This is a genomic window from Cedecea sp. P7760, assembly GCF_013386425.1.
Taxonomy (GTDB): domain Bacteria; phylum Pseudomonadota; class Gammaproteobacteria; order Enterobacterales; family Enterobacteriaceae; genus Cedecea; species Cedecea selenatireducens.
This window is the reverse complement of sequence record NZ_JACARU010000070.1, coordinates 1-24,532: the sequence shown is the minus strand read 5'-3', so window position 1 is coordinate 24,532 and position 24,532 is coordinate 1. Positions and strand designations below refer to the sequence as shown.

18 protein-coding genes and 1 pseudogene are annotated in these 24,532 nt (G+C 53.0%); 5 read left to right on the top strand and 14 right to left on the bottom strand.

Annotated elements, in window-relative coordinates; translation table 11 throughout:
- The first annotated feature begins 294 nt into the window (after positions 1-294).
- The 3 genes from HX778_RS21470 to yciA are packed head-to-tail and all read left to right on the top strand — an operon-like array spanning position 295 to position 2,026.
- Positions 295-1,038: a YciC family protein gene (locus HX778_RS21470; protein ID WP_038482543.1), complete on the top strand. Its 744-nt coding sequence runs from the start codon at positions 295-297 to the stop codon at positions 1,036-1,038.
- A gap of 59 nt (positions 1,039-1,097) precedes the next feature.
- Positions 1,098-1,634, top strand: coding sequence for a septation protein A (locus HX778_RS21465; protein ID WP_038482540.1), 537 nt, complete (start codon positions 1,098-1,100; stop codon positions 1,632-1,634).
- Positions 1,634-2,026: an acyl-CoA thioester hydrolase YciA gene (yciA, locus tag HX778_RS21460; protein ID WP_038482537.1), complete on the top strand. Its 393-nt coding sequence runs from the start codon at positions 1,634-1,636 to the stop codon at positions 2,024-2,026. The genes HX778_RS21465 and yciA overlap by 1 nt, the downstream gene beginning before the upstream one ends.
- Positions 2,027-2,266: 240 nt before the next feature.
- On the opposite strand, the gene HX778_RS21455 is transcribed toward yciA, so the two are convergent.
- The 8 genes from HX778_RS21455 to HX778_RS21425 all read right to left on the bottom strand — a co-directional run bounded on the left by HX778_RS21455 (position 2,267) and on the right by HX778_RS21425 (position 6,036).
- A complete protein-coding gene (locus tag HX778_RS21455) occupies positions 2,267-2,461 on the bottom strand; it encodes a CPCC family cysteine-rich protein (protein WP_071843004.1) in 195 nt (64 codons plus the stop codon).
- A complete protein-coding gene (locus HX778_RS25220; RefSeq protein ID WP_255483471.1) occupies positions 2,458-3,138 on the bottom strand; it encodes an adhesin in 681 nt (226 codons plus the stop codon). Before HX778_RS25220 ends, HX778_RS21455 begins: the two co-directional genes overlap by 4 nt.
- Positions 3,138-3,467 carry a VENN motif pre-toxin domain-containing protein gene (locus HX778_RS25215; RefSeq protein ID WP_038482534.1) on the bottom strand — a complete coding sequence of 110 codons (330 nt, stop codon included), beginning with the start codon at positions 3,465-3,467 and terminating at the stop codon, positions 3,138-3,140. Before HX778_RS25215 ends, HX778_RS25220 begins: the two co-directional genes overlap by 1 nt.
- Positions 3,451-3,732, bottom strand: a complete 282-nt coding sequence (locus HX778_RS25210; protein WP_038482531.1) for a hypothetical protein — start codon at positions 3,730-3,732, stop codon at positions 3,451-3,453. Before HX778_RS25210 ends, HX778_RS25215 begins: the two co-directional genes overlap by 17 nt.
- 243 nt (positions 3,733-3,975) lie before the next feature.
- Complete coding sequence (locus HX778_RS21440; RefSeq protein ID WP_038482528.1) at positions 3,976-4,362, bottom strand: barstar family protein; 387 nt, start codon at positions 4,360-4,362, stop codon at positions 3,976-3,978.
- Between the two features lie 8 nt (positions 4,363-4,370).
- Positions 4,371-5,120, bottom strand: coding sequence for a ribonuclease domain-containing protein (locus HX778_RS21435; RefSeq protein ID WP_176983024.1), 750 nt, complete (start codon positions 5,118-5,120; stop codon positions 4,371-4,373).
- 295 nt (positions 5,121-5,415) lie between these two features.
- A complete protein-coding gene (locus tag HX778_RS21430) occupies positions 5,416-5,772 on the bottom strand; it encodes a hypothetical protein (protein WP_176983023.1) in 357 nt (118 codons plus the stop codon).
- 66 nt (positions 5,773-5,838) lie between these two features.
- Entirely contained in the window at positions 5,839-6,036 is a 198-nt protein-coding gene (locus HX778_RS21425) for a hypothetical protein (RefSeq protein WP_052049055.1), read from the bottom strand.
- Between the two features lie 147 nt (positions 6,037-6,183).
- On the opposite strand from HX778_RS21425, the pseudogene HX778_RS21420 reads away from it, so the two are divergent.
- Positions 6,184-6,456, top strand: a pseudogene (locus tag HX778_RS21420) (transposase); the annotation flags it as partial.
- Positions 6,457-6,715: 259 nt separating this feature from the next.
- Here the strand turns inward: HX778_RS21420 and HX778_RS21415 are convergent.
- From HX778_RS21415 to tonB, 4 genes are all read right to left on the bottom strand, one after another.
- Positions 6,716-6,991, bottom strand: a complete 276-nt coding sequence (locus tag HX778_RS21415; protein ID WP_176983022.1) for a hypothetical protein — start codon at positions 6,989-6,991, stop codon at positions 6,716-6,718.
- Positions 6,988-20,103 carry a hemagglutinin repeat-containing protein gene (locus HX778_RS21410; protein ID WP_176983021.1) on the bottom strand — a complete coding sequence of 4,372 codons (13,116 nt, stop codon included), beginning with the start codon at positions 20,101-20,103 and terminating at the stop codon, positions 6,988-6,990. Before HX778_RS21410 ends, HX778_RS21415 begins: the two co-directional genes overlap by 4 nt.
- A 9-nt stretch (positions 20,104-20,112) precedes the next feature.
- On the bottom strand, positions 20,113-21,774 hold the full coding sequence (locus tag HX778_RS21405; protein WP_176983020.1) for a ShlB/FhaC/HecB family hemolysin secretion/activation protein: 1,662 nt from the start codon (positions 21,772-21,774) through the stop codon (positions 20,113-20,115).
- Positions 21,775-22,063: 289 nt separating this feature from the next.
- On the bottom strand, positions 22,064-22,786 hold the full coding sequence (tonB, locus tag HX778_RS21400) for a TonB system transport protein TonB (RefSeq protein WP_038483529.1): 723 nt from the start codon (positions 22,784-22,786) through the stop codon (positions 22,064-22,066).
- Between the two features lie 223 nt (positions 22,787-23,009).
- Between tonB and HX778_RS21395 the strand changes: the two genes are divergently transcribed.
- Complete coding sequence (locus HX778_RS21395) at positions 23,010-23,306, top strand: YciI family protein (protein ID WP_038482514.1); 297 nt, start codon at positions 23,010-23,012, stop codon at positions 23,304-23,306.
- Positions 23,307-23,349: 43 nt separating this feature from the next.
- Here HX778_RS21395 and HX778_RS21390 read toward each other — a convergent pair whose 3' ends face one another.
- Positions 23,350-24,096, bottom strand: coding sequence for an EAL domain-containing protein (locus tag HX778_RS21390; protein WP_176983019.1), 747 nt, complete (start codon positions 24,094-24,096; stop codon positions 23,350-23,352).
- Between the two features lie 27 nt (positions 24,097-24,123).
- The coding region (locus tag HX778_RS21385) for a GGDEF domain-containing protein (RefSeq protein WP_176983018.1) at positions 24,124-24,532 on the bottom strand (409 nt) is incomplete at its 5' end.

Genomic DNA, 24,532 nt, shown 5'->3' with positions numbered 1-24,532 from the left:
GAATATACTCAGAAAGAAGTACAAAGTGATCTAACACCGATCACACTTTGCCTTCTAATTTAACATTCAATGATCTGGATTAATTTTTAGTGACGACATGAAAAACAACAAAGCGAAACCAGATCAATTTTATTGAATTATCAGTTGTCGTAAATTTCTGTCATATCTGTACAACCTGCAGGCTAATCGACGCTATTCAACCGCTTAGAGAAAGTCTTTGTGGTGCCACGACGCCTGCATCCAGGGTACAATTGCCCGCAGATTGATAACCGCTAGCAACACCAAGGAGAGTGCATGTCTATCACGGCGGGTTCGGTATACCGTGACACGGGAAATTTTCTTCGTAATCAGTTCATTACCATATTGCTGATTGCGTTACTTTGCGCCTTAATTTCGGTGATTATTGGCCGTGCGTTCTCGCCCAGCGAAGAACAAATGGCGATTTTGAGTGAGGGAGATAACCTGGCGGGTAGCGTTGGGTTGTTTGATTTGGTGCAGAATATGTCGCTGGAGCAGCAGCAAGTGTTACTGAAAGCGTCTGCTGCCTCAACGTTTTCAGGCCTGATTGGCAACGCCATTCTGGCAGCCAGCATGATGGTGCTGATGCAAATCGTCTCTGCAGGCCAGCGCGTCAGCGCCCTGCGCGCGATTGGTGCCTCGGCGCCGGTGCTGCCAAAAATGTTCATTCTGATCTTCCTGACCACGCTGCTGGTGCAAATCGGCATTATGCTCGTCGTGGTGCCTGGCGTGCTGCTGGCCATCCTGCTTTCCCTCGCTCCGGTAATGCTGGTGCAGGATAAAACGGGCATTTTCCGCTCCATGCGCAGCAGCCTGCGTTTGGTCTGGTCAAACATGCGCCTTGTCGCCCCGGCGGTCGTCGCGTGGCTGGCGGCAAAAACGGCGTTACTGCTGCTGGCCTCAAGCTTTGCCGCACTGTCGCCAGAAGTTGGGGCAGTGATAGCAAACACCATAAGCAACCTGATTTCGGCCGTACTGCTTATCTACTTATTCCGCCTGTACATGTTGATACGTCAATAACCTTCCCCGGCTCCTGACCGCGAGTTATAGTCAGGAGCCACCTCTTTACGGAACAGATTATGAAGCAGTTTCTCGACTTCCTGCCCCTGATTGTCTTCTTTGCTTTCTACAAAATGTACGACATTTTTGTTGGCACCTGGGCGCTGATCATCGCCACCGCCCTCGCGCTGGTTTACAGCTGGATCAAATACCGCAAGCTGGAAAAAACCACGCTGGTCACCTTTGTGATGGTTGCCGTGTTTGGTGGCCTGACGCTTTACTTCCACAACGCGGAATTCATTAAGTGGAAAGTGACGCTGATTTACGGGCTGTTTGCCGCCGCGCTGCTGTTTATGCAGTTCGGCATGAACAAGCTGCTGATTCAGAGCATGCTGGGCAAAGAGATCTCACTCCCTACGGTGGTCTGGTTTCGCCTTAACATCGCCTGGGCGCTGTTCTTCATCGCCTGCGGTTTGCTGAATATTTACGTGGCGTTCTGGCTCCCGGAAAGTATCTGGATTAACTTTAAAGTCTTCGGACTCACCGCCCTCACGCTGGTATTCACCCTGCTGAGTGGGGTGTATATCTATCGTCATATGCCGCAGGAAGAGAAGTAATGTCGAACGAATTACCGCAAGGTGAATTAGTCCTGCGTACCCTGGCAATGCCGGCGGATACTAACGCCAACGGCGATATTTTTGGCGGCTGGCTGATGGCTCAAATGGACATGGGCGGTGCCATCCAGGCCAAAGAAATTGCCCACGGCCGCGTTGTCACCGTGCGCGTGGACGGGATGACCTTCCTGAAGCCGGTGGCGGTGGGCGACGTGGTCTGCTGCTACGCGCGCTGCGTTAAGCGCGGCACAACGTCCATCACCATCAATGTGGAAGTGTGGGTGAAAAAGGTCTCTTCCGAGCCTATCGGCCAGCGCTACAAAGCCACCGAGGCCATTTTTATCTACGTCGCCGTGGATAAAGCGGGCAAACCTCGCGCCATACCTCAAGCCTAGTAACTCTCCTGCCCGGTTACGCCGGGCAGTTCATTTTCCCCTTACGCGACCGACCTGGTTTCCCGCATTTCCTGCAGAAGATAATCAATAAACAGGCGCGTTTTGGCCGGTATCAATCGGCCCGGCGGTATAATGCCGTAGACGCCTCCCCGATCCCTGAGAGCTGAGAGTTGAGAGCTGAGAGCTGAGAGCTGAGAGCTGAGAGCTGAGAGCTGAGAGCTGAGAGCTTTTTAATCATGCTTACTTTGAGTTAAGTAAAAAACACTTTCGAGATTCAATAAGACTTAATGTATTTGCGCCCCCCGCGAAGTCAGGATCTGATGATTGAACCGGATCATCTTCCCATCCACAGATGGAGCAAATTTCATAGTTGCCAAGTTCACTTATTGTCCGATTGCCACAGCAAGGACAAGGGTAAAGCTCATTTTTATTCATTGCTTATTCCAGTATTCAATCCCTTTTTCAGGCCTAAACATAGTCCTGGGAACGCCGTTAGCATCTTTGGACGCAAAAGTATTTGTTTTCGGTTCATAGTACAAAGTATCTCCATTAGTTCGCGTTTTCGTTAATGTTCCTTCTGGAGGGTTTCTGACAAAATCATGTGTAGCATCAACGTATTGCTTCGAATTTTTAAATTCTGGGAATTCAGTTTTATGCTTATCCCAATGGCCGTAGGCGTTTGAAACAGAGTCATCCTTTCTTGTTTCAGTCCATATCTGATCATCCTTGTGTTTTCCACTATTCTGGACATCATTACGCCCTTTTTCCTCATCTTCTGGCCCCCAACCGCCCGGCGTCCCTGAGCCAGTTCCACCAAGTTCGGCTTTTTCTTTATCCGTTGCCTTAGCAATATCTTTACCGACATTTGGCTGGCTGTTCTCTTCCGAGCCATCACCATTCATTACATGGCCTGGCCCACGGGTTCCATCGCGTGTTCCATCTCGCACCGCGCACTGCTCGCGAGTTCCTTCACAGCCGCCACCAACTTCGTCCCAAGATTCACCGTCACGGCCAACACTACCCCGGGTATTGTAACCTACTGCACCTGCAGAGGCGGCCCCCGCTGCGCCTGCCTCCCCCGGTAACACCGGGGGAGGTATAGGTACTGCCATCAGTTATTCTCAACCGCATTCTTCCCGGCCTGAGCGCCCGTGGTCGCCGCTGCGGTGCTATTCCCCACCACGCCGCCGGCGATCCCTGCCGCCATAGTGCCTAACAGGCTAATGAGCTGTTTTTGGCCCTGATTCAAATCCCCAAGTTTTGTATCCGGGAACATCTCTGCGCCGATATGTCTCGCCGCCAGCTCACCGCTGAATGCGCCCGCCGCACCTGCCGTCGCATTGGCGCCTGAAAGCTGCGCCGCCAGAGCGTCCCAGACCGCGTGCGCCATCAGGTTGGCAGGTTCATGGCCTTCAGTCGCTCCCTTAATAGCCTGCGCCATCACCGGATTCAGGCCGCCCGCGAGGCGCTTTATTGAAATCGCCCCCGGCTGCGCCCGCCAGAATCGCGCTCACCGACTGCGCCACCATCTGATATTTGCCGCCGATGCCGTAATCACCGAGGGCTTTTTGATAAGCCTCCGTATCACGCAGCGCTGCCGCACTCATTTTGGCGTAATCGCCTCCTTTCGCACGTGCCGCGTCCAGCGCCTGGAGGTCGCCATATGTCGACACCACGCTGGTCATCTGGCCGCCAATTTCGCCCACCAGCTGCGCCGTCTGCAGGCGTTTTTGCTCTTCCTCTTTGTTAAAGATCTGCCCGATGCTGCCGTTGACATGTTCGGTATCGCGGCTCAGCGTGGCAACGTCCTGCTGCTGATTCGCCTGCTACGTTATGCTTGATAACGTCTACTCTAATAAAGATGAAAGTTTAGGTGAAAAAGGTTTCTTCCGAGCCTATCAGCCAATGCTATAAAGCCACCGAGACCATTTTATCTGAGTAGTCATTGACTACGAGATCAATATTTTTTTTATATTCTCTCTGTCTTTCTCTTGAAATATGACTTCTAAGACATGTTGCTCATGTCCCATCCAATCCATGGCAACATCCATTAATATCTCCAAATATACTTTCAAATCATCACTGGGTATATTAGGCAACCTATCATGAACTATTATTATTTTTTTCTCGGTTATCCAACAAAAATCACTCAAACAATCTTCCAATGCATTCCAGTTAAAGCCAAAATACCCAGGAAACCACAGCAAATAATAGATGGAATTTAGTAGTTCATCAGTACTAGCAATCAACGGATCTAATCTGGCGAAGAAAACCTCGCCGGTATTATATGATGCCGGACCATCAACAAATTTAAACACATCATTACAATCAGTCATTTAAACTCCTATTTGATTTTTATAAACGTCTTATAGTGATCATTTGTATAATATGCCTTCCCTTGTTGTCCAACAACAATTCGTTGGGGGCCAGGTCCTGAGATACCTGGAGTTGGATGTACATATTCTTTATAATATCCAGGCTGCTTCGGAGGGGGACCTGTTTTATCAGTAACTCTATCAGGACGATTCTGGAATGTGTAACCATCGTTCTTATGTGGATATGAACCACTACTCTGGATCCTGTCAAGAGTAGGCTTTAAATCCACTGTTCCGCTAAAATTTTCTCCTGTCTTTATATCTTTGACGGTTACACCGTCAATAAATCGAATAGATTCATTTGTATTAGACCTGACAGTATTTTTTCCTGTTGATAAATAAATCAGATCATCATTACCTGGCCCATCCTGAATCGGCGTTACCGTGGTGTTGCCGCCCGTATCAGGCACACCACTAGTATTCCCGGTATGGTTGCTGCCGTTTCGATCGCGCTGATCCGGTGTGGTCAGCGTCGTGCCTTTGTTCTGCTCCGGGGTGGGGTTCGTCAGCGTACTGTCAGCCAGCGGCCGATCAAGCGCCGGCAACGGAAGCAGAGTGCCTTTCTGACTCTCGACCATTTCCTTATACGCCGCCTGTTGCTCCGGGGTCAGCCGCTCTATTGCTTCGGCTTTACCCGTCATGGCCGCTGCCAGAATCACTGTGCGATCTGCATCTGAGAGATTGTCCATCGCCGTTTTCGCCACGCCGATGCCCAGCAACGCCCCCAGTCATTTCTCCACTACCATGTTACGGCATGTAGCGATCTTAGTGCATGCCGTGACACCAAGACGCACGACGACTGCCAGATTATTGTTCTCAACAACAACTTGCTCCGACGCGAACATGGATATCGCGAGGGCATTTTCCCTGTCCTTTCAATATGTTTTTGCTGATGTGTTTTTACCATCAGAACATTTTTCCCCAGCGTGCGTTTTTAGTTAAGACTTTATACTGTCTCGAATAATAATTCTCCCCGTTGTCGAGGAACGGATGGCAACTGAATTGGAATATTGCTCAGTGAGAGATCACCGGATAATCACCCCGACTAGTCGTAATCACATAAGATTCAAAACCATTGCATTCAGGAATAATACGTATATGACATTCATTGCTAAAAGACAGGCTTAATATTTCACCATCAAGCATTGAACATGACTCAACAATTTGATTAAGCAAAGGGAAAAGAAGGTTACTTGTTGATAAATTTTCACCATGCCCATCCTTTAAATTATCTATTCTTCCACACAGAAACGGGCACTGGACTGTAATTCTGGCACCTGATGAAAATAGCAAAACTAAAGAGCCGTCCTCCACAATAACGCCGGTAAATATCGACTGTTCAAACTCCCGAAGTTCATCATTTGTAATCATTTCTAGCTTACCTTTTTGGCGGCATTGTATCTGCTGGTAGTGGTATGTGAGTTTCCCCACGAGTGCTTACAAGAGATCGGCCAGGAGAGTAATTGTTGGATCAAGATCAACAATATTTTTCAGACTGACTAAAATAGCATTTTTTTCAAACACAACTTCAGGTTGATTAGTATGGAACTGCCATGCGCCATCATCGTTATCATGCGATACATAAGCGATCCACTCTCCCGCATAAATTATTTCTTTATTAACAACAACAGCCATGCTTGGGGGATCACTGAATTTCCATTATGATTCTATCATTTGGGATAATCTCATTTATTCGATTTTTGTCTATTTTTCTCTCGCGATAAAACTTGAGCATCATTACAGCTTTTTTATCCCTGTGAAATATCTTATAAGCACCCCAGAAAATGGACCGAAAAACATGGAGTGCAGCTCGAATTTATCAAGCCGAGCAAGCCGAAATAGAACGCATTTATTGCGTGCTTCAATCGAACTTACCAGACACAAATTCTGGATTGTTATCTGTCCTGCTCATTGAATTAATCAGTGGGAATCACGAAGCGCTGGCTGAAATAATATAACAGCGAGCGTCCCCATGAATCCCTGAATAACCTGACGCCGGAGGAATACCGGCTGAGGGCTGAAAAACCGGAACCATCAAAAAGTACATGGAACTAAAACAAGTGTTTTTTACAGCAGGAACACCCGGCAGCGCCGTTTTATTCTGTTGTGAAGGAATAAAGTTATGCGGCAGACTTTTTGACGAACCGGTCGACTTCGACGGACTTCAGAACGGCGATAATCTGACGTTCAGTGAATCTGCTCTTACGCATAGCGCTCTCCACAAGGGAAATTTTCAGTATGTCGGAAGATCTCTAAAAGCGAATGAGAGAATTAAAAGCAACCCCTCCTCATGATGATGAGAACTCTTTATACCTTACAATGTCTTCCCAAGATGATATAACCTATTTCTTAGCTCGTCGAAAACATCATTTTCCTCGACAAGCATGACGCCATCCTTAAATAAAACCAGATCATTTAAAGAGCCCATACCACCATACAAAGACATTATTGAATATCTGGCTTCCTTAGTGTCATGTCGAACCTTTTTTTTTATATCCAATAATATATTAGCCCATCGCTCAAGATTACACTCTTTTAAGATACGACACATCTCATCAAGGATGCTCTCAATCTCATCAATGTTTGTCATTTCAATAAATCCTTAGATATCATTTCAACCCCTGGTATTTTCCACGGCGTTGGCACATATATTTGCTCTGTACCACCTATATAAAATCCGCTTTGAGAGCCTGTTTCGCCTATATACACTTTTGTACCAGCAGGTATTTTATACCCAAAAGATGTTTCAATTGGGGATGCATCACCAGATGGCCAAACAGGTAAAACAGCTTTATCGATACGCGTTTGAATAATACCTGCTGGCTTATCAGAACTAAAAAATTGACCAAGGGGGGTGTCAATAGTTCCCCCTCTATAAAGTAAAGTATCTTCAAATAAAAGTACCTCTTTATAGCGCCCGCCTGAAAATGTCTCAGCTCTAACGTCAGGTAGAGGGCCTGGTTTTATCGCAGAGTATTCGCCTAATACTTTTCCTGAAATATTTGGGTGATCTAACACACTGCCAGCTTTCGTCATTCCATAAGCAGCACCCCCGACCGCTGCCCCAGCATGAATATAAGTCATTGCATCATAGATTATTGATGCCAGTTTCGGGCTAACGTTCCAGTTCTGCTCTATACGCTGAACATCGGCATCACGTTGGGCTCTTGCATCTGCGGTGGCGTACTGCCATTGCTGGCCGGCGATCTTATCCGCGCCCTCTTTGTACACACTACCCATTGTGCCGATATACTGCCCGTCCATCTGCTTGTCATAGCTCTGGCCCATCGCGGCCAGTTCCTGACGCATACCCTGACAGGCTGCTGAAGACAGTTCTTTACAGGCTTTATCGAGTGCGGTATCGAACTCTTTATCTTTTGCATTGAGCTCAGTAACCAGTTTTTCAGCTTTTGATTTTTCGCCTGCATCCTTGATGTACGGCAGTGACCATTTCGCATCCTGCCGTTGCTTCTCATCCGGAGCGCTCAGCGCATTATTCTCAACCGCATTCTTCCCGGCCTGAGCGCCCGTGGTCGCCGCTGCGGTGCTATTCCCCACCACGCCGCCGGCGATCCCTGCCGCCATGGTGCCGAGCAGACTGACCAGCTGTTTTTGGTCCTGGGTTAAATTACCCGGGTCTTTACCGGGGAACATTTCCCTTGCGATATACCTGGCCGCCAGCTCACCGCTGAATGCTCCCGCCGCACCTGCTGCCGCATTGCCGCCTGAAAGCTGCGCCGCCAGAGCGCCCCAGACCGCGTGCGCCATCAGGTTGGCAGATTCGTGGCCTTCAGTCGCGCCCTTAATAGCCTGCGCCATCACCGGGTTCAGGCCATCCGCGAGGGCTTTATTGAAATCGCCCCCGGCGGCGCCCGCCAGAATCCCGCTCACCGACTGCGCCACCATCTGGTATTTACCGCCGATACCGTAATCACCGAAGGCTTTTTGATAAGCCTCCGTATCACGCAGCGCTGCCGCACTCATTTTGGCGTAATCGCTGCCTTTCGCACGCACCGCGTCCAGCGCCTGGATATCGCCATACGTCGACACCACGCTGGTCATCTGGCCGCCGATTTCACTCACCAGCTGCGCCGTCTGCAGGCGTTTTTGCTCTTCCTCTTTGTTAAAGATCTGCCCGATGCTGCCGTTGGCATGTTCGGTATCGCGGCTCAGCGTGGCAACGTCCTGCTGCTGATTCGTCTTGTCGCGAATCGTGATATTACCATTCGCCACGGCGGATTGCGTGGTGCCTTCGGCGTGGCCTTTACCGTTCATCCCGGCCAGCAGCGTGCCGACGTTTGCGAGGCCGTTAGAGGCCAGCATTGAACCTGCCGACATGTTGCTGCCGCCGGACAGGCTGATGCCGCTGTGACTGACTTTATAGTCGGCTTGGTTGCCGATATCAGCGAAGCCCAGTGTCCCGGTATCGAGACTGTTTTTATCTGCATCAGCCCGGCTGGCGATCACCGCGCCGTTCAGCTGAGTATGGTTGCCCACGGTAATGTCAAAGCCGCCGTTGCCGGCAAAAATACCGCTTTGTTCCTGCACCGAGTCATAGGTGCTCTTCATCTTGTCCTGGCTGAGGCTGATATACCCCGGGCCGCTCATAGAGCCAAAGGTGAAGCTGCCCCCAGCGGCCACGCTGGTTTGCTTGCTGTCGTAGTTATTCGAGTCCTGCTGACTGCTGATCAACAAATCGCGGCCAATATCGGCACGGATCTTATTACCATTGACCTGGGCACCGTTCAGGATGGCATCGCGGCCGCTGGTGAGGGACACCGTGCCGCCGCTGTCGACCGTAGTTTCCGTCCAGTTGGTGCCGTTGCCCTTTTCTTTACCATTAGCGGCGTTAACGTTGGCAAATACGCTGATGCCACCGCTTCCGCTGCCCACGCCGATGCTGACGCCTACGCCACCGCCGCTGCTGCTGTTTTTTCCGGTCGTTAGCTGCGTATTGGCCGCCCCGCTCAACACAATATCATTGCTCGCCGCCAGAGAAGTGTCTCCCCCCGCTTTGAGCTGGCTGCCGCCAATCAGGATATTGCCGCTTTCAGTGCTATTTCCTTTACCAGTAGCCGAAATATTAAGGTTATTACCTGCCGTCAGGCTCGAGCCGTTAACCTTATCCGACTCCATATGCTGTTCAGATTTGGATTTCTGTGTCGTGAGCGAGATGCTGACGCCTACACCATTGTTTGGATCTGCTGAAGCGGTAGCCTGCTGAGAGTTAAGATACGCCTGCCCACCTGCCAGCGCCGTTTTCGTTGCCTTCAGTGCAGCCAGCCTGCCGTCGCTTTCATTTTTCGTCGCTTGCGCAGTTTCTACCGCATTGTTGATCGCGTCGCCCACCGCCCCGGAAAGCGCCACGGTCAGCCCGGTGCTCTTCTGCTCAAACTTCTCATCGCGGGTGCGTTTATCGTGCCCCGGCTCAATGAGTACGCTATCGCCGGATATCGACAGATCCTTGCCTGCGACCAGGTCAGCGCCGCCAATATGCGCCATTCCACCGGCATTCACGCTGACGTTGCCGCCGGTTGAGCCCACGGTGCTGATGCTCTGGCTTTGGGTGGTACCTTGCTCACGCAGATCATGGGCCGTTTTGCTGCTGCCGATGGTAAAGCCGATGCCACCGGTGCCCATCAGGCCGCTCTTTTTGGTTTCCTTAAAGTGCCAGGAGGTATCCGTGTCCGTCGCGGCCACAATATCAACGTTATTACCCGCGTTAAGCGCCACATTGCCGTCGCCCACTACGGACGAGCCTTTCACCAACAGGTCGTTACCCGCTTTCAGCGTCACGTTATCGCCGCTCAGCAACGTTCCGGCTTCGCGAGTCGAACTGGTTTCGTTGATAGTGTGGGTCGTTTTGCTGCTCAGGAACCCTTTTTTGGTTTTGGTTTCTTCGTCGTAGTGATAATCGCTGTCGGTGGCGGTTTCGAGGTTTATATCGCGCCCTGCACCCACGCCAATATCACCGCGAGCGGTGACCTGCGCGGCCTGGGTGTTAACATCGCGCCCGGCAATAATCGTGGTGTTTCCGCCGCTGGCGATCTCAGAACCTTGCTGACGCACGGATTCGTTGATTTCGACCTTTTTCTTCGCGGTGTATTTGTCGCTGTGCGTTGATTCCGCAGACTGCAGGTTAACGTCCCGACCGGCCTGCAGCCCCACATTATCTTCTGCGTACAGACTGCTAGCTTTAACAGCAATATCGCGGCCGGCTTGCAGACTAAGCGTTCCGCCGCTAGTGATTGAACTTCCTTTGTAGGCGCTGTTTTGTTCAAAATAACTACCGACCTGCTTGCGCTCATCAAGCTGGTTGCCCATAAGAGAAATATTATCCAGCGCCTTAAGCAGCATATCGCCACCTGCGCTGAGGTTAGCGCCGGTATTGAGGATGTCTTTGCCAGCGCTGAGGCTCAGGCTGTCAGTAGCTTTGATGGAGGCGAGTGGACCCACTTCCGTATTCGAGAAAGCCAGAACCGGGTTATTGCGCCCGCTTGCCTTCCCTCCGGTATCCCATTGGCTGGTCAGCGTCTGGTTAATGATGCTACCGCCCACGCTCTCAAGGCTTACTTTCTGCCCGGCAATGGTGGAGCCAATATTATTGATATCCCCCAGCGCGCTGAGCTGCAGGCTGCCGCCTGAATTAATCGCTCCGCCGTTAATATTGCTGATGGCATTCTGGCTGCTGGCGCTAAGCAGCGTTTTCCCCTGCAGCGTGCTGCCGTCATTGATGATATTCCCTGCGTTAAGGATCGTCTGATTTCCGGCGATCATGCTGCCGTTATTAACCACGACGTCCTTCGGCGAGATATACAGTTTTGGGACCAGGACATTTTGCCCGTCGATCACCGCGTTTTCCCACCACAGGATGCTGGAATCCAGCGCCGCGACCTGCTCTGCTGAAAGACTGACGCCCAGTTTTAGCCCCAGCTTGTCGCGTGCCTGAGCGGCATGGTCAATCAGATACTGCATCTGCTCCAGATCTGAACCAACGCCATTAACGTAACGGTTGCCGGTCTGGTTCAGGATCTGGTTGCTGACATAACGAGTATCAAAAGCCGCATCCCCGAGGAAACGGTAATCGTATTCCGGGCGTAAATTGAGGCGCGCCAGGAAATAATCCGACCCCAGGAACCTGTTGGTATCGGTATAAGTGGCACGCGTTTCCTGCGGAGCATTTGGCGCCGCCATGCCTGCCAGCTTATAGAGATCGTTGAACAGGCTGTTATCCAGCTTTCCAAGCCCCTCCAGCTTAGGGTTCGTGACGATCAGGTAAGGACTTTTCGGGTCTTTATTGACCACGAAATAGCCGTTATTACTGGAAGGAAGCGGGTAATCGCTGAGCTTAATCGGCGATCCGTTGGCCGTCAGCTGAGAGGTAATTGCCGAAATATCCGTCAGCTCGATCGGACGATAATCGTATCCCGGAGGCGGCGGCGTTTTGCCCCCGCTGGAAAGCGCCATCACCTGAGCCGTCGCGGCAGCAATATCATCATTCTTATTACGTGCTGGCTCGCCCGATTGCTGTTTTGTCAGCTCTACGGTGTCACCGTTATTATTGGTGATGCCGCCATTAACCAGGCCCGCCGGATTGCCTGCCAAATCAATGCCTGAACCATTCTGCTGGTTTATCTCCGCCAGCTTGCCGCCGGACTGACCATAGTCAGTGCTGCTCTTCGGACGATTATCAACGACGGCTAATCCACCGTTATCACCCGGATTGTCACCGTTGCCGGGTATATCAATCGTTGCCGGCGGCGCGGTCACATTATTATTCGTGCCCGTTTTCAGATCGGCCGCCTGAGCACCGCCGTTTACGCCTGGCCCACCGGCTAAATTAAGCCCTGGAGCACTTCTCCCTGGGGTATACCCCGGCGTATTGGCTGAGACAGAAGTATTGCTGATATTGTTGCTGAAGTTAGCGACGACTGCGCCACCAGCCTGAATCACAGCGCGATAAGTGACATCGCCACCGGATGTTTCAGTTATTACCCCCGGCTGAAGCGTGTATTTAAAGAGTGTTTTTTCTGATGCACCAGAGTAATGACGGGTCACACTGTAAACGCTGCCGTTTTCAGGAATACTGGACCATCCTGACATGCAGGTGTCCGGGTTTTTAACACACGATGTATTTACGGGCGTGTTATAGACCTGATAAACAGAGGTTTTCCCAGATACCGCAGACAGATTATTTAATGTCTCGCCGCTAAGCTGCATGTTGTTTCTGGCAAGAATGTTACTTGCATTATTTTCCAGCTGATTTACTGCCAGATAAGCATCTCTCCCGGAAGAAATTCGTCCTGCTCCTCCCTGAGCTACAGCAGTGACAGTTTTTTCACTCAACAGTCTTTTAATTTGATCCTGGGACTTAAGTGCCAAAGCAACAGAGGGACGACAGTGTTCATTGTTATTTATTCCTCCGCCACCAGTACATACTTCTCCGTAGCTATACTTCAGCTTACGTGGATCAATATCACCAGCTCGGATATTTAGATAAGACTCACCGCTACCCGGGTAATTCTGCAGGCTTTCGGAATAGGTGAAACCATCCCGTTCATTCAATAAATGCCCGGTGCGAATAGAAATATCGCCGTTCTGGGTCTCAATACTTCCTGAGGTATTCACCACTTCCGCGTTGGCATTGCCCGCCGCGTCGCGCTGCATCCAGAGGTTGTTGCCCGCGAGGATATCGCCGCGAGAGTTGCGGATACTGTTGGCAAACAGGCTCATGTTGTTGCCCGCATAGAGCAATGCGCTGTTGAGCAGCGTGCCGCCCGCGCTGGCAATTAGATCACCGGCAGTGCCGACGAAGCCCGTGTTGTTTATGCCGTTCTGGCTAGTCAGACGCAGCGTGCCGCCCGCCTGCACGCTGCCTGAGCCGTTCAGGTTAAGCTGCCCGGCGCTGAGATGGCTTTCACCGTAGCCCGCGCGAACCTGACCATTATTGTTTAACGTGCCTGCGGCGGAGAGGTGCACGCCCTGACCCTGCATCAGGCCATTCACGTTAATATCGCCCTGGCTACTGACCGCCAGAGTGTTGCCTGCCGCCAGGGTTGTCAGCTGGTTATAGCTAACCTGGCTGTTAAGAGAAAGATTGCCCAGCGCCGCAACCTGCCCCTGCAGGCTGGTGTTCCCGGCATTAATCCCCATGTTGCCCTGACTCAGCAATCGGGCGACCGCAGCATTGTTCACCTGCGTGGCCGTTATGCCCAAATTCTGCGTGGCATAGACAGTACCGTTGTTATCCAGTTGGCCTGGATTAACGGTTAAATTAGCGCCCTGTAACATGCCGTTATTCAGGATATAGCTGCCGCCAACCGTACCCTGCTGTTGCGCCAGCACCGTTCCGCTATTGTTCAGCGAGCCAGCGTTAAGCCAAAGCGCAAAGCCCTGAACCCAGCCGCCGTTGGTAAAGCCAGGCGCGTTGAGCGTCAGCGTGCCGCCGCTCAGCAGCTGCCCCTGGTTACTGCCGCGATCCCGCAGATCGATGCGGGTATTGCCGTTCCCCTGCATCGTCCCGTTATTGGTTAGCTGCTGCGCACTTAGATCCAGGGTTCCCTGGCTGAGCAGAACCGCGTTTTGTCCGTTATCCAGGTTGCCGCGCAGCGTGCCATTGAGAGCAGAACTAGCTTCAATGCGCCCCTGGTTGTTCAGCGCCGCAGCGTTAAGCGTAATTGCATTGCCCTGAACGCGGCCCAGGTTGGTAAGGATATTGGCCCCGACCGCCAGCAAACCATTGGTCAGCAGCTTTCCGCCGGTTTGCACATCCAGGTTGCCGCCCAGCGAGAGTCCCAGCCCTTCGACACCGCTGATATCGCCGCTGTTATTGAGCGAACTACCGCTGAGGGAGAGATTTTTCGCTACTATCTGCCCCTGGTTTAGCATGACCGGAGCAGTAACGGTCGCCACACCGTTGGCCGTCATCGCCCCGGTATTTGTCAGGCCGGACGCCAGCGTCAGATCGAGGTTGCCTTCGCTCAACAGAGCTCCGGCGTTGCTTAACGTTCCCGCCGTTATCCGGCTTACGCCCTGACTTAGTAACTGTCCGTCGTTAGTAAGCTGGTTATCAACCTGAGCCGTCAGTCCGTTAATGCCAAGCGCGCTGCCGCTATTGTTCCAGCTGGCGGCCTTCACGCCCAGCTGCTGCCCCTGAATCACGCCCGCATTGCTAATTTGGTCAGCATTAATCGCCAGTTGCCCGCCGGTTATCACTCTCCCGTCTTTCTGATTCGTCAGCGCTGATGGCGTGACAGAGCCCACCTTCAGCGCAGAATTACCCTGCAGCAATCCGCCGTTATTTATCGTGTTGGCGTTAACCTCAACGGTGTCGCCTAGCAGCATGCCAGCGTTGTTCAGGTCTGCCGTTTGCGCAGAAAGGCCTTTCTCTGCCAGGAGTTTTGCCGCGTTACGGTTGAGAATGTTGTCCGTAAAGTTCAGCGTCAGGCTACCGCCCTGCAGCGTGCCCTGGTTGTCCAGGCTCGCGCCTGAAAGCGTTAGCGCCTCCTTCACGGAGATGAGGCCAAGGTTGACCATCTGCGGGATCGTCAGGCTGAGCGAACTCCCCGTTATTAATTGGCCGCCAGCAAGGTTGTTGAACTCCGGGGTATTCAGCGCCAGCGTATTGTCGCCCTGCAGCACGCCCTGGTTATCAATCCGGCGGCTGTTTAGCTCGAGATTGTTCGCGGCGACTACGCCGCCGTTTTGGTTATTCAGCTGCCGGGCAATATTTAGCGTCAAATTCCCGGCAGAAAGCCTGCCCTGGTTATTCAGGCTGTCAGCGGTAAATGTCAGATTTTCGTGGGACTGAACAGATCCCGTGTTATTGACATCGGCTGCGGCAATGTCCAGCTTGCCGCCGCTTAATAGCCTGCCACCGTTCAGGTTATTCAGGACGCGAACTGCCGGAGGTTGAGCCACGGCGAAGCTTCGCATAAACATTGCCTGAGGCCGCTTTGCTTCTGCCCCGGAAAGCGACAGGACATTATTGCCCTGAATCAGCCCGCCGTTATTGAAGATGTTGACCGCCAGACGCGCGTTATCCGCCGCAACGACGCCGTTATTGGTTAACGCGTCGCCATTGAAGTCAAACGTGTCGGCTGCCAGCAGTTTACCTGTGGCCTGGTTGGTTAATCCGTTTTGTGCGGCAATCGAAAGCGTGTTGCCCTGAACGGTGCCGCTGTTGTTAAGGCTTGTGCCGATGAGATTCAGCGCCTGCTTCGCCAGCAGCGTGCCGCTGTTTGTCGCTGCGGCGCTGTGAAGCTCCAGCGCGCTATTGCTCTGCAGCGTTCCCGTATTGTTAAGCGTGTCGGCCTGAACGCCCACCTTTGCCGCGGCAAGTACGCCATTATTATTAAGCTGGCCGGTTGAAAGCTGCAGCTCTCCCTGACTCAGAAGCTGCCCATCGTTGGTGACCGATTTATCGGTCTTGATTGAAAGCGCATCTTTACCAGACAGCGAGCCGGCGTTGGTGAGATCTCCGCCTTGCAGCGTAAACCTTTGCCCCTGCAGCACACCGTCGTTGCTCAGCTGAATGCCGCTGATATCAAGCCCTCCCCCGGCCAGCACTTTTCCAGCCGCACCATTGCCAAACTGCGTAACGCTGAGCTGCAGGCCGCTATCCCCCTGCAGCAGGCCGTCGTTTTGCCCCTTAACGGAATGAAGTGTGACGTTGTCACCTATAACTTGCCCGGAGTTGTTAAAGCTTTCACCGGCCAGCTGAATCTGCTTAGCGGCCACGATAACGCCGCTATTCTCAAGAAGGCCCGAGTTCAGGTTCAACTGGTTCTGGCTGATAAGCCGACCGCCGTTGTTAAACGCGCCGTCGAACAAGATATTGAGCGCGTCGCGGCCGAGTATCTGCCCTGTATTTTCACCCCCGAGAGCCCCACCGGTCAGCGTGATATTTCTGCCTTGTACACGCCCCGCAGTCTCCAGCCTGGAAGCGCTAACGGCGATGTCTCCGTCACTTAAAAGCTGGCCTGTATCGGTATTCGTCAGCTTATTGCCCCGATAGCGAAGAGACTGATTCCCCAGGATGAGTCCGCCGTTCGCCAGGGCGTCAACGGTCAGGTTTGTATCGCTGGCTTCAATGTTGCCGCCGTTGGTGAGGTTCGCGCCGTCAATGACCAGCCCTTGTTCAACCGAAATCAGCCCGGCGTTATTCAGCTCCGGGATAGCCAGCGTCAGGCCGCTGCCGCTGATGATTTTTCCTTGCTGGAGGTTATTGAGCGACGTGGCGTTAAGGCGTAGCGATTTTTCGCCCTGTAACAGGCCATTATTCACGTTACGCTGGCTTTCCACGCTGAGGTCTGCGGCGGCCAGCGTACCCTGGTTTTCCAGGCTTCCGCTGCTTAGAGCCAGCTTGTCTTTGCCAAGAATTTTGCCGGTATTGGAAACGCTGTCTGTGGCGGTCAGATTGAGGATGGATAAGCCGAGCAGCTTGCCGCTGTTGGCGAGTTGACCGGCGTTTAGCGTCGCAGCGTCAGCCTGAACATTGCCCGAGTTAGTCATCTGGCGAGCATTGAGTGCCAGAGTCCCCCCGGCCAGTACTTCCCCACCAGCTGCGTTATTAAAGATATCGCCTCGGGCGGTTAGCGTTGAGTTCCCCTGCAGCAAGCCGGTGTTAGTCAGGTTTTGTGCGTCCACAACCGCGCTGTCTGCAATCAGCTTGCCGTTATTATCCAGCTCAGGCGTGGTGAGCTGCATATTGCGCGTTGCCACCAGTACCGCACCGGTAAAGTTATTCACTTTTTCACGAAGTTTTAGCTGCAGATCCTGCGCTTCAATACGGCCCTGGTTGCCCAGCGTCATGCCTTCTATTGCCGCCGCCTGAGCGGCAGAAATCACGCCAGCGTTCGCCAGTTCCTGCACGGTGAGGTTCAGGCCGCCACCGCTTTGCAGCCAGCCCTTGTTCGTGACGCGCCCAGCCGTCAGATCAAACTGCCCGCCCACAATCGCGCCCTGGCTGTCTGGCTTGCCGACGATGATTTTCCCGTCCGGGCTGTTCTTCAGCTCCCCGCTGACGCTGGCCGTTAAGCGCTCGTTTGCGGTGGCCAGACCGCTGTTATTCCATTGCCCCGCATCGATCGTCAGGTTTTTGCCCTGAAGACTGCCGGCGTTATTAGCATTAGCGCTGGAGAGCTGCAGCGTTTTTTCTGCCAGCAGTACGCCGTCGCTCAGGTTGTCGAACTGCAGCCCCACGTTCAGCGTCATGGCCTGCGATTCGATATTGCCGCTGTTGGCTAGCATCAGGCTCTCAATAGCCAGTCCCTGTTTTACCGAAATCAGCCCGGCATTGGCTAACTGCGGAATACTAAGCTCAAGCCCGCTGCCGCTGATGACTTTCCCGCCGCTGCGGTTAGTCAGATCTGCGGCGGTTAACGTCAGGCTCTGCCCACCCTGAAGCAGCCCGCTGTTATCTAAAGAGGTGGTATCCAGCGCGAGAGATGAGCCCCCGAGCTGCCCGGTATTGTTGAGTACCGGCGCCGTTACGCTCAGGCTCTTCTCGGCCAGTACGCTACCGTTGTTGGTCAGGCCGTTATGGACAGACAAATCAAGCGAGCTCGCCGCCAACTGCCACTCGTTATGGAAGGTTTCTGATGTGCTCGTCAGGCCATGGCGGGCGGTGATTCTGCCGTCGCCCTGGTTAGCGATGTGCCCGGTGATAGCTAGCGTTAAGGCATCGCTGTCCAGCGAGCCACGGTTGGTGAAGCTGTTGCCATTAAGCTGCAGGTTCTTTTGAGCCAGTAGTGCACCACCAGCCTGCTGCACAATGTTGTCCGCGCTAAGCGACATTGTGCCGTCGGCCTGGAGACTGCCGCTGGTTTCAAGCTGTTTTGCCCGCAGTGAAACGTTGTTTCCCCTGGTGCTCCCGGCGTGTGTAAAAGTGCCAGTGCTCACCGTAAGATCGCCTTTGGCGGCCTGCGTTCCTGCCAGGAAGGCGGAATCCCTCGCCTGCAGCAACATGTCGCCCTGCGACTGCAGCTGCCCGCCAGCAAGGGTTTTTAACCGGTCGCCCTCGAATGTCAGCCCACCCAGCGAGGTAATTTGCCCGGCACTCTGCATTTCCTGTGCAAACAGCTGAAGATGACCGCCGCTGGCCAGCAAGCTTCCCTGTTGACCGTTAAACAGCCTGCTGCTTAGCAAGACATCCTGCCTGCCATTCACCGTGCCGGCATTGCTAAAGCTATCGGCCTGAAGCGCCAGCTTACCGTTACTCAAAAGCTGACCATTACGGCCAACGTTCAGCGCATTTTTACTGCTGACGTTCTGGTCGCCGCCGCTGCTGAGCATGCCGTCGATCCACGCATCCCCGGTTGAAACCGTGAGCCCTGTGCCAGCCAGCAGCTGGCCGCTATGGTTGAACGTGCCGAGTTCAAGCTGAACGTTGTGCTGCGCCTGCACGTTCCCGCTATTGTTAAAATTACCTGCTTTGACGCTTAATGCGCCGTTGGCGGTGAGTTGGCCGCTATTTGCCAGTTGGTCAGCAGATAACGCAACGTCGCCGCCCGCCGTCAGCTTACCGGCATTGTCCATGCGTGTAGCCGCGCTGGCGTGAATCGCACCGCCAGAGTTAGCTTCACTGGCAGCGTCTGAGCTTATTGCTGCGGCATTTAAATGAATGTTATTGCCTGCGGTCAGCGTGCCGTTATTCAGCGCCAGCTTCCCATTACCGTTCAGCGTGATGTTCTGGTCGCTGGCTAATTGGCCGTTGGCTAAGGTGATGTCAGAACGGCTATTGACCTGCGCTGCGCCCCCGCTTTTGTGCTCCCCGCTCAGCACAACGCTATCGGCCTGCGCCGTAAGGTTGCCGCTCGCGAGGCTGTTATTGACCACCAGCTTGCCGTTGGCATCGAGGGTAATGTCGCCCTGGCGAGCGTTAAGATTACCGAGGTTGACGCCTACGCCTTTATCGCTGGAAACAAGGTGAATGCGATTGGCATACATTCCGCCCAGCGCACCGGTATCAACGGCAACCACTGGCGCGACGCCTTCTCCTGCAATCGGCGTGACTGCACCTCCAGATGAAACGCGGTTGGCGCCCACGGTCACTTTGAGATCTTTGGCATGAATCCCGGCGTTAACCTCCGTTGCCCGGGCAATAATCGACAGCGCGTCGCTTTTGCTGGCGTCCAGGCCCTGGCCTTCTATCGTGATGCTGCCTTTGCTGACGTCCAGCGCGAGCAGATTCCCGGCCGCATCAAACTGAGGCTTACCCGTGGTCAGAGTGGCATTGGGGGTATTAATAAACCCGCAGCCGTTACAGGTAATGCCGTAAGGGTTAGCAACCATCACGTTGGCCGCTTTCCCTGCCACTTCGGTGTACCCCTGCAGCTGAGAACGATTGCCGCCGATGACCTCGTTGATGATGCCGGTGGCTTCCTGTCCCATTTTGAGGTTCGGGTTGTTCTGGATAAGCCCGCCTAGCTGGGTCTGGGTCAACTGCCCGGTGGCGTTGTTAAGGATCAGCCCCTCTTTGCCGACGTTATAGTCCTGGAACTGGTTATGGGAGATCCCCGCCTGGTTTGGCGTGGCAATATTAAGCACCGGCACACCGTTTCCGGCCTGATCCATCTGCGCGCCCGGCGTAACCGGGTTAATGGTTGCCGCCACCGCCGGAAACACCGGCTGCCCGGCAATCAGGCACATGACGAGGTAACTTAACAGGCGCTTCGCTAATCCAACGGGGTGCTTATCCATATCTTTACCTTAAATTGCCAGGCCCAGGCGGTAATAAATCACAAGATGATCCGGGGCCAGATCGCCCGGATAGTGGAGTGGCGAACCAACCGTGAACTGGCTGGAGTAATAGCGCCCGGCCACGGAGAGGCCAGCAGAAGCGCCCCAAAGCGTCCCGGAAGCCTGCCGATCGTCGCTGTCATTGCGCAGCCAGCCGCCGTCCACGGCCGCGTTCAGGCTGACTTCGCCCAGATAAGGGAGGCTGAACAGGGAGTAGCTCAGCTCGTTGCGAAGATACCCGCCGTTGTCGCCGGAAAGGTATTGCTCTTTAAAGCCTCGAACGGAGCTTTCACCGCCTATCGTTAAGCGTTCACTGCCGTAAAGTCGGTCCGGTGACCACTGCCCATAAACGCTGGTTAGCCACCACATTTTTTGCGTCAGAGGGCGCTGGAAGCTGCCGCTCAGGCTCCATTTTTTAAACCCGGCCCTGGGCGCATCATCACGTTTGTCATTATCGTTTTCGGCACCAAACCACGGCACGCCGTGACTGAATGACTGGTTAAAGGTCGCCACGCCGCCGCCAATTTTCTGCGTATGGTTAAGGCCGAACTGCAGGCTGGTGAGCTTGCGGCTGCTGCTGAGCAGCGGCGCGTCATTGAGGTAGTTACGGCTGAGGCGGTGAGTCAGGCCTATGGTGGCGGCGGTTTTCAGATCGCCGTTTCGGTAAAGCACGTGCGAGAGATTCAGGCGATGCGTTTCGGCTCTCCCCGTGGAACGCCACAGATAGCCTTTGTTGTTGAGGGTGGTGAGGTAGTCGCTCCAGGCGTAGCTGTAATCGACCAGGCTATAGCCCCAGGGCACGCTGACCCCGGCCTGAAAACTTTGCGCGTCGTAGTCATTGGCAAAGTCACTGCTTCGCCCGCCGCTGACAAACCATTTATCGGCCAGCCCTAACGGGTTATTGGCGGTCAGCGAGCCGGTAAGCTGCCCGGTGCCGGTACTTTTTTGCCCGCTATTATCAAATCCCAGCGCGGCTTGTAGCGGGAATTCCGGGGTTGCGGTGAGATTAACAATCGACTCACCCGCTTTCTCGCCAGGCAATATTTCAATTTGTACCGGCGTGGCCCGCAGCCGGTTAATTTGTTCCATGCCCTGCTCAATATCGCGCAGGTTGAGTATTTTTTCTTCAAGCCCTGGAAAAGCCATTTTAAGCTGACGCGAAGAAGCCCCTTCTATGTGAATGGCCTGCAGCTTCCCTTCCAGCACGGCAATATGCAGCGTGCCTCCTGACAAATCCTGCTCGGTCAGAAATGCGCGACTGGTAATATATCCGCGGCTGATATACCAGTCAGAAATATCACGCGTGAGATTATTGATCTTCGCCATGCCGAGGCATTGATTAATATAGGGAGTGATTAATCTGTTCTGGTCACGCACGGAAAGCAGCGTGGCGTTATCAATAACGATTTGGCGGATTGTAAAACAGGGGCCCTGCTCTGGCCCCACTGCAGGGCTTGCCAGCCGGGGCTTGAGGCTTCGCTGGATCTCTTCGCGCTGCTGCTGGTTTTGCAGCAGTAAATCCTGCTGCTGTTGGAGAACCGTATCCCTGTCGGCAGGCGTTAGCGGTGCGGCATAGCTCAAAGGATAATAAGATAGCGCGTACAAAAGAACGGCTTTATGGGAGTGGCGCATAAAGTTAAAGTAAGTTTTTTGTCATTTCATTTAAGTATGCCAGCCCACACTCAAATAAGAAAAGTCTTAAATTAAAATCCTATTATTATTGGTAGTTAATTTGCGATAAGTCTATTTTAAAATTTAAGATAAGTGACATGAAAATAACTAACTAACTAACTGTTTTTAATAAAATGATAAGAAAACAAAAAGTCGTTCGAATAACCATCAACAATAAAATAAAAAGAAGTCAGAAAAGAAAAAAGGCCACACATTTTCATATGCAGCCTTTTTGATGAACGGGTGGAGATTAATCCACGCTTGCACCGCCGCTAATGCGGAACTTGATGTTGACGGTAATGCCCTGCCCTGGCTTACCGCTTTCGTAGCGCCATTTTTTCATCGCCTGCTTAACCTCACGTTCGAACATATTCGCAGGCTGAGCGGAAAGAATCTCCACGTTGTTCACGCGGCCGTCCGCATCCACGTCAAACTTCACGCGTACGTTGCCATCCATGCGCAGCGCAAAGGCACGCGCCGGGTACTGAGGCCTGTCGCGGCTGAGCACACGTGGCCCGGTATTCACCGACGGTGCCGGTGCTGCTGGCGCCGGTTTTGCCGCCGGGGTTGGCGATGGCTGTGCCGGAGCGTTGTTTTCAAACGGAGAAGCCGCCCGAGTCTCAACCGGCTTAACTTCACGCTTCGGCTGCTCGACTTTTTTCACCGGTTTAGGCTTCGGCTTGGGTTTAGGCTCCGGCTTGTGGATGACCACCGGGGCTTCTTTCGGCGGCTCAGGAATCGGTTCTGGCTCAGGTTCAGGCTCGGGTTCCGCTACCGGCTGTGGCGGGGGCGGAACAACCGCAGGCTCAAGGTCAGCCGGAGCGACCATCGTGACGCTGATGGGCTGCGAAGGCGCTGGGGACTCAATAACCTGATGTACCGAGGTGTAGAGCAACCCGGCCACAACGGCACCATGAATCCCGACGGAGAGAAGAGTCGGCCACGGAAAGCGGCGAGGTAAATCAAGGGTCATTGACGTCATAATGGTTTCAGTATCTTTAAGAGACGACAATTTTAAATGCAAATAGCAATCATATTCAACAACGCATCGTCCTGAGAGGCATTTTTTCCTGCCCACTAAGCACTTTTCCCTTAATTATCTCAAGGATTTAACATCCTGTTTATCTTTCAATTGCAGTCTGCACGGCATTCACTTACCGTGGTTTACAACCCAACATCAAGAAGGAAGTGTGCCCGTGTTGTACGTCATTTATGCTGAAGATATTGCCGACTCGCTGGAAAAACGTCTGTCGGTCCGCCCTGCTCACCTTGCCCGTCTCCAACTGCTGCGCGATGAAGGCCGCTTGCTCACCGCAGGCCCGATGCCAGCCGTCGACAGCAACGACCCTGGCGCGGCAGGTTTCACAGGGTCAACGGTGATTGCCGAGTTTGCCTCCCTTGAAGAGGCAAAGGCCTGGGCTGACGCCGACCCGTATGTCGCCGCAGGCGTGTACGCTCATGTTGCAGTGAAGCCTTTCAAGAAAGTGTTCTGATTTGCGGTGAAGCGAGCCTGCCGTGAGCAGGCTCACTAGGGAATCAGGTTTCCGGCGTCAGCAAATGCTTATGGCGAAAACTGTCCCGATCGAGGGGGCGCGAGAAAAGATAGCCTTGTGCCATTCTGACATTGTTATTGAACAGCATTTGCATCTGCGAAAAGGTTTCCACCCCTTCGGCAATAACATCCACTTCACTCTCCTGCGCACGTCTGACAATACGCAGCGTTTCCTCACTGCACGTCGCCTTGAAACAGGAGCGGTCGAGCTTAATGAAGTTCGTATCCACCTGGGCCAGCCTGTCCTGCAGCTGCTCAACGCTGTGAATATCATCCCACGCCAGCAAGAAGCCAGCCTCGCGAAGGCGAACGGCATTTTCACGCCCGGCGTCATCTAACGGAAGATGGTTATCCGTTATCTCAAACACGATGCGCTGCACTGCGAGGGCAATAACCCGTCCGGCGAAACCGACGTCATTCAACTGCACGGGTGAAAGATTAAGGTGCATTAAATAGCTGCTGTTATGCGGCATGATGACGTCTTTCATGTAGCTAAAAGCCGTGGCGATAATATGCTCACCCAAAGAAACGATGCCGCCATTGTCTTCCAGACGGTGAATAAACAGATCCGGGGCGACAAGGGCCCGGCGATGCACGCCCCGGATGAGCATTTCGGTTCCGACACACTTAAAACTTGATGTGTCGAAAATAGGCTGTAGCAACGACTCAAAAGCCATGCTGAAGTTATTCTTCATCACGCGATTAACGATGAACTCAGCGCTTTTCTCCATGTAACAACTCCTTAGTGCAGGCTTTTCTTAGCTGGTCGCGATAACCACTTTATTTTTACCACTGGATTTTGCCTTATAAAGCAGCCTGTCAGCTTTCTCGATAAGCGCCTCGTAGCCCTCTCCGCGCCACGGGCAAACCCCTCCGCTGAAGGTGACGGTCAGTCCTTGCTCACGCCAGGTTTTACTTTCCACCTGTTTACGCCAGCACTCCATAATTTCCATGGCTTTAACCTGATTATCGGAGAAGTAAATAAAGGCAATTTCTTCCCCGCCGTAACGATAAAGCTTCGCGTAATCGTCCAGCAGCCCCATGCCCATATCAGCGATAACTTTCAAAACCGTGTCGCCAACAAGATGACCGTATCCGTCGTTTATTTTTTTGAAGTTATCAATATCGATAATTCCGAGGCTAAAGGGAGCTTTACGGGTTAATAAA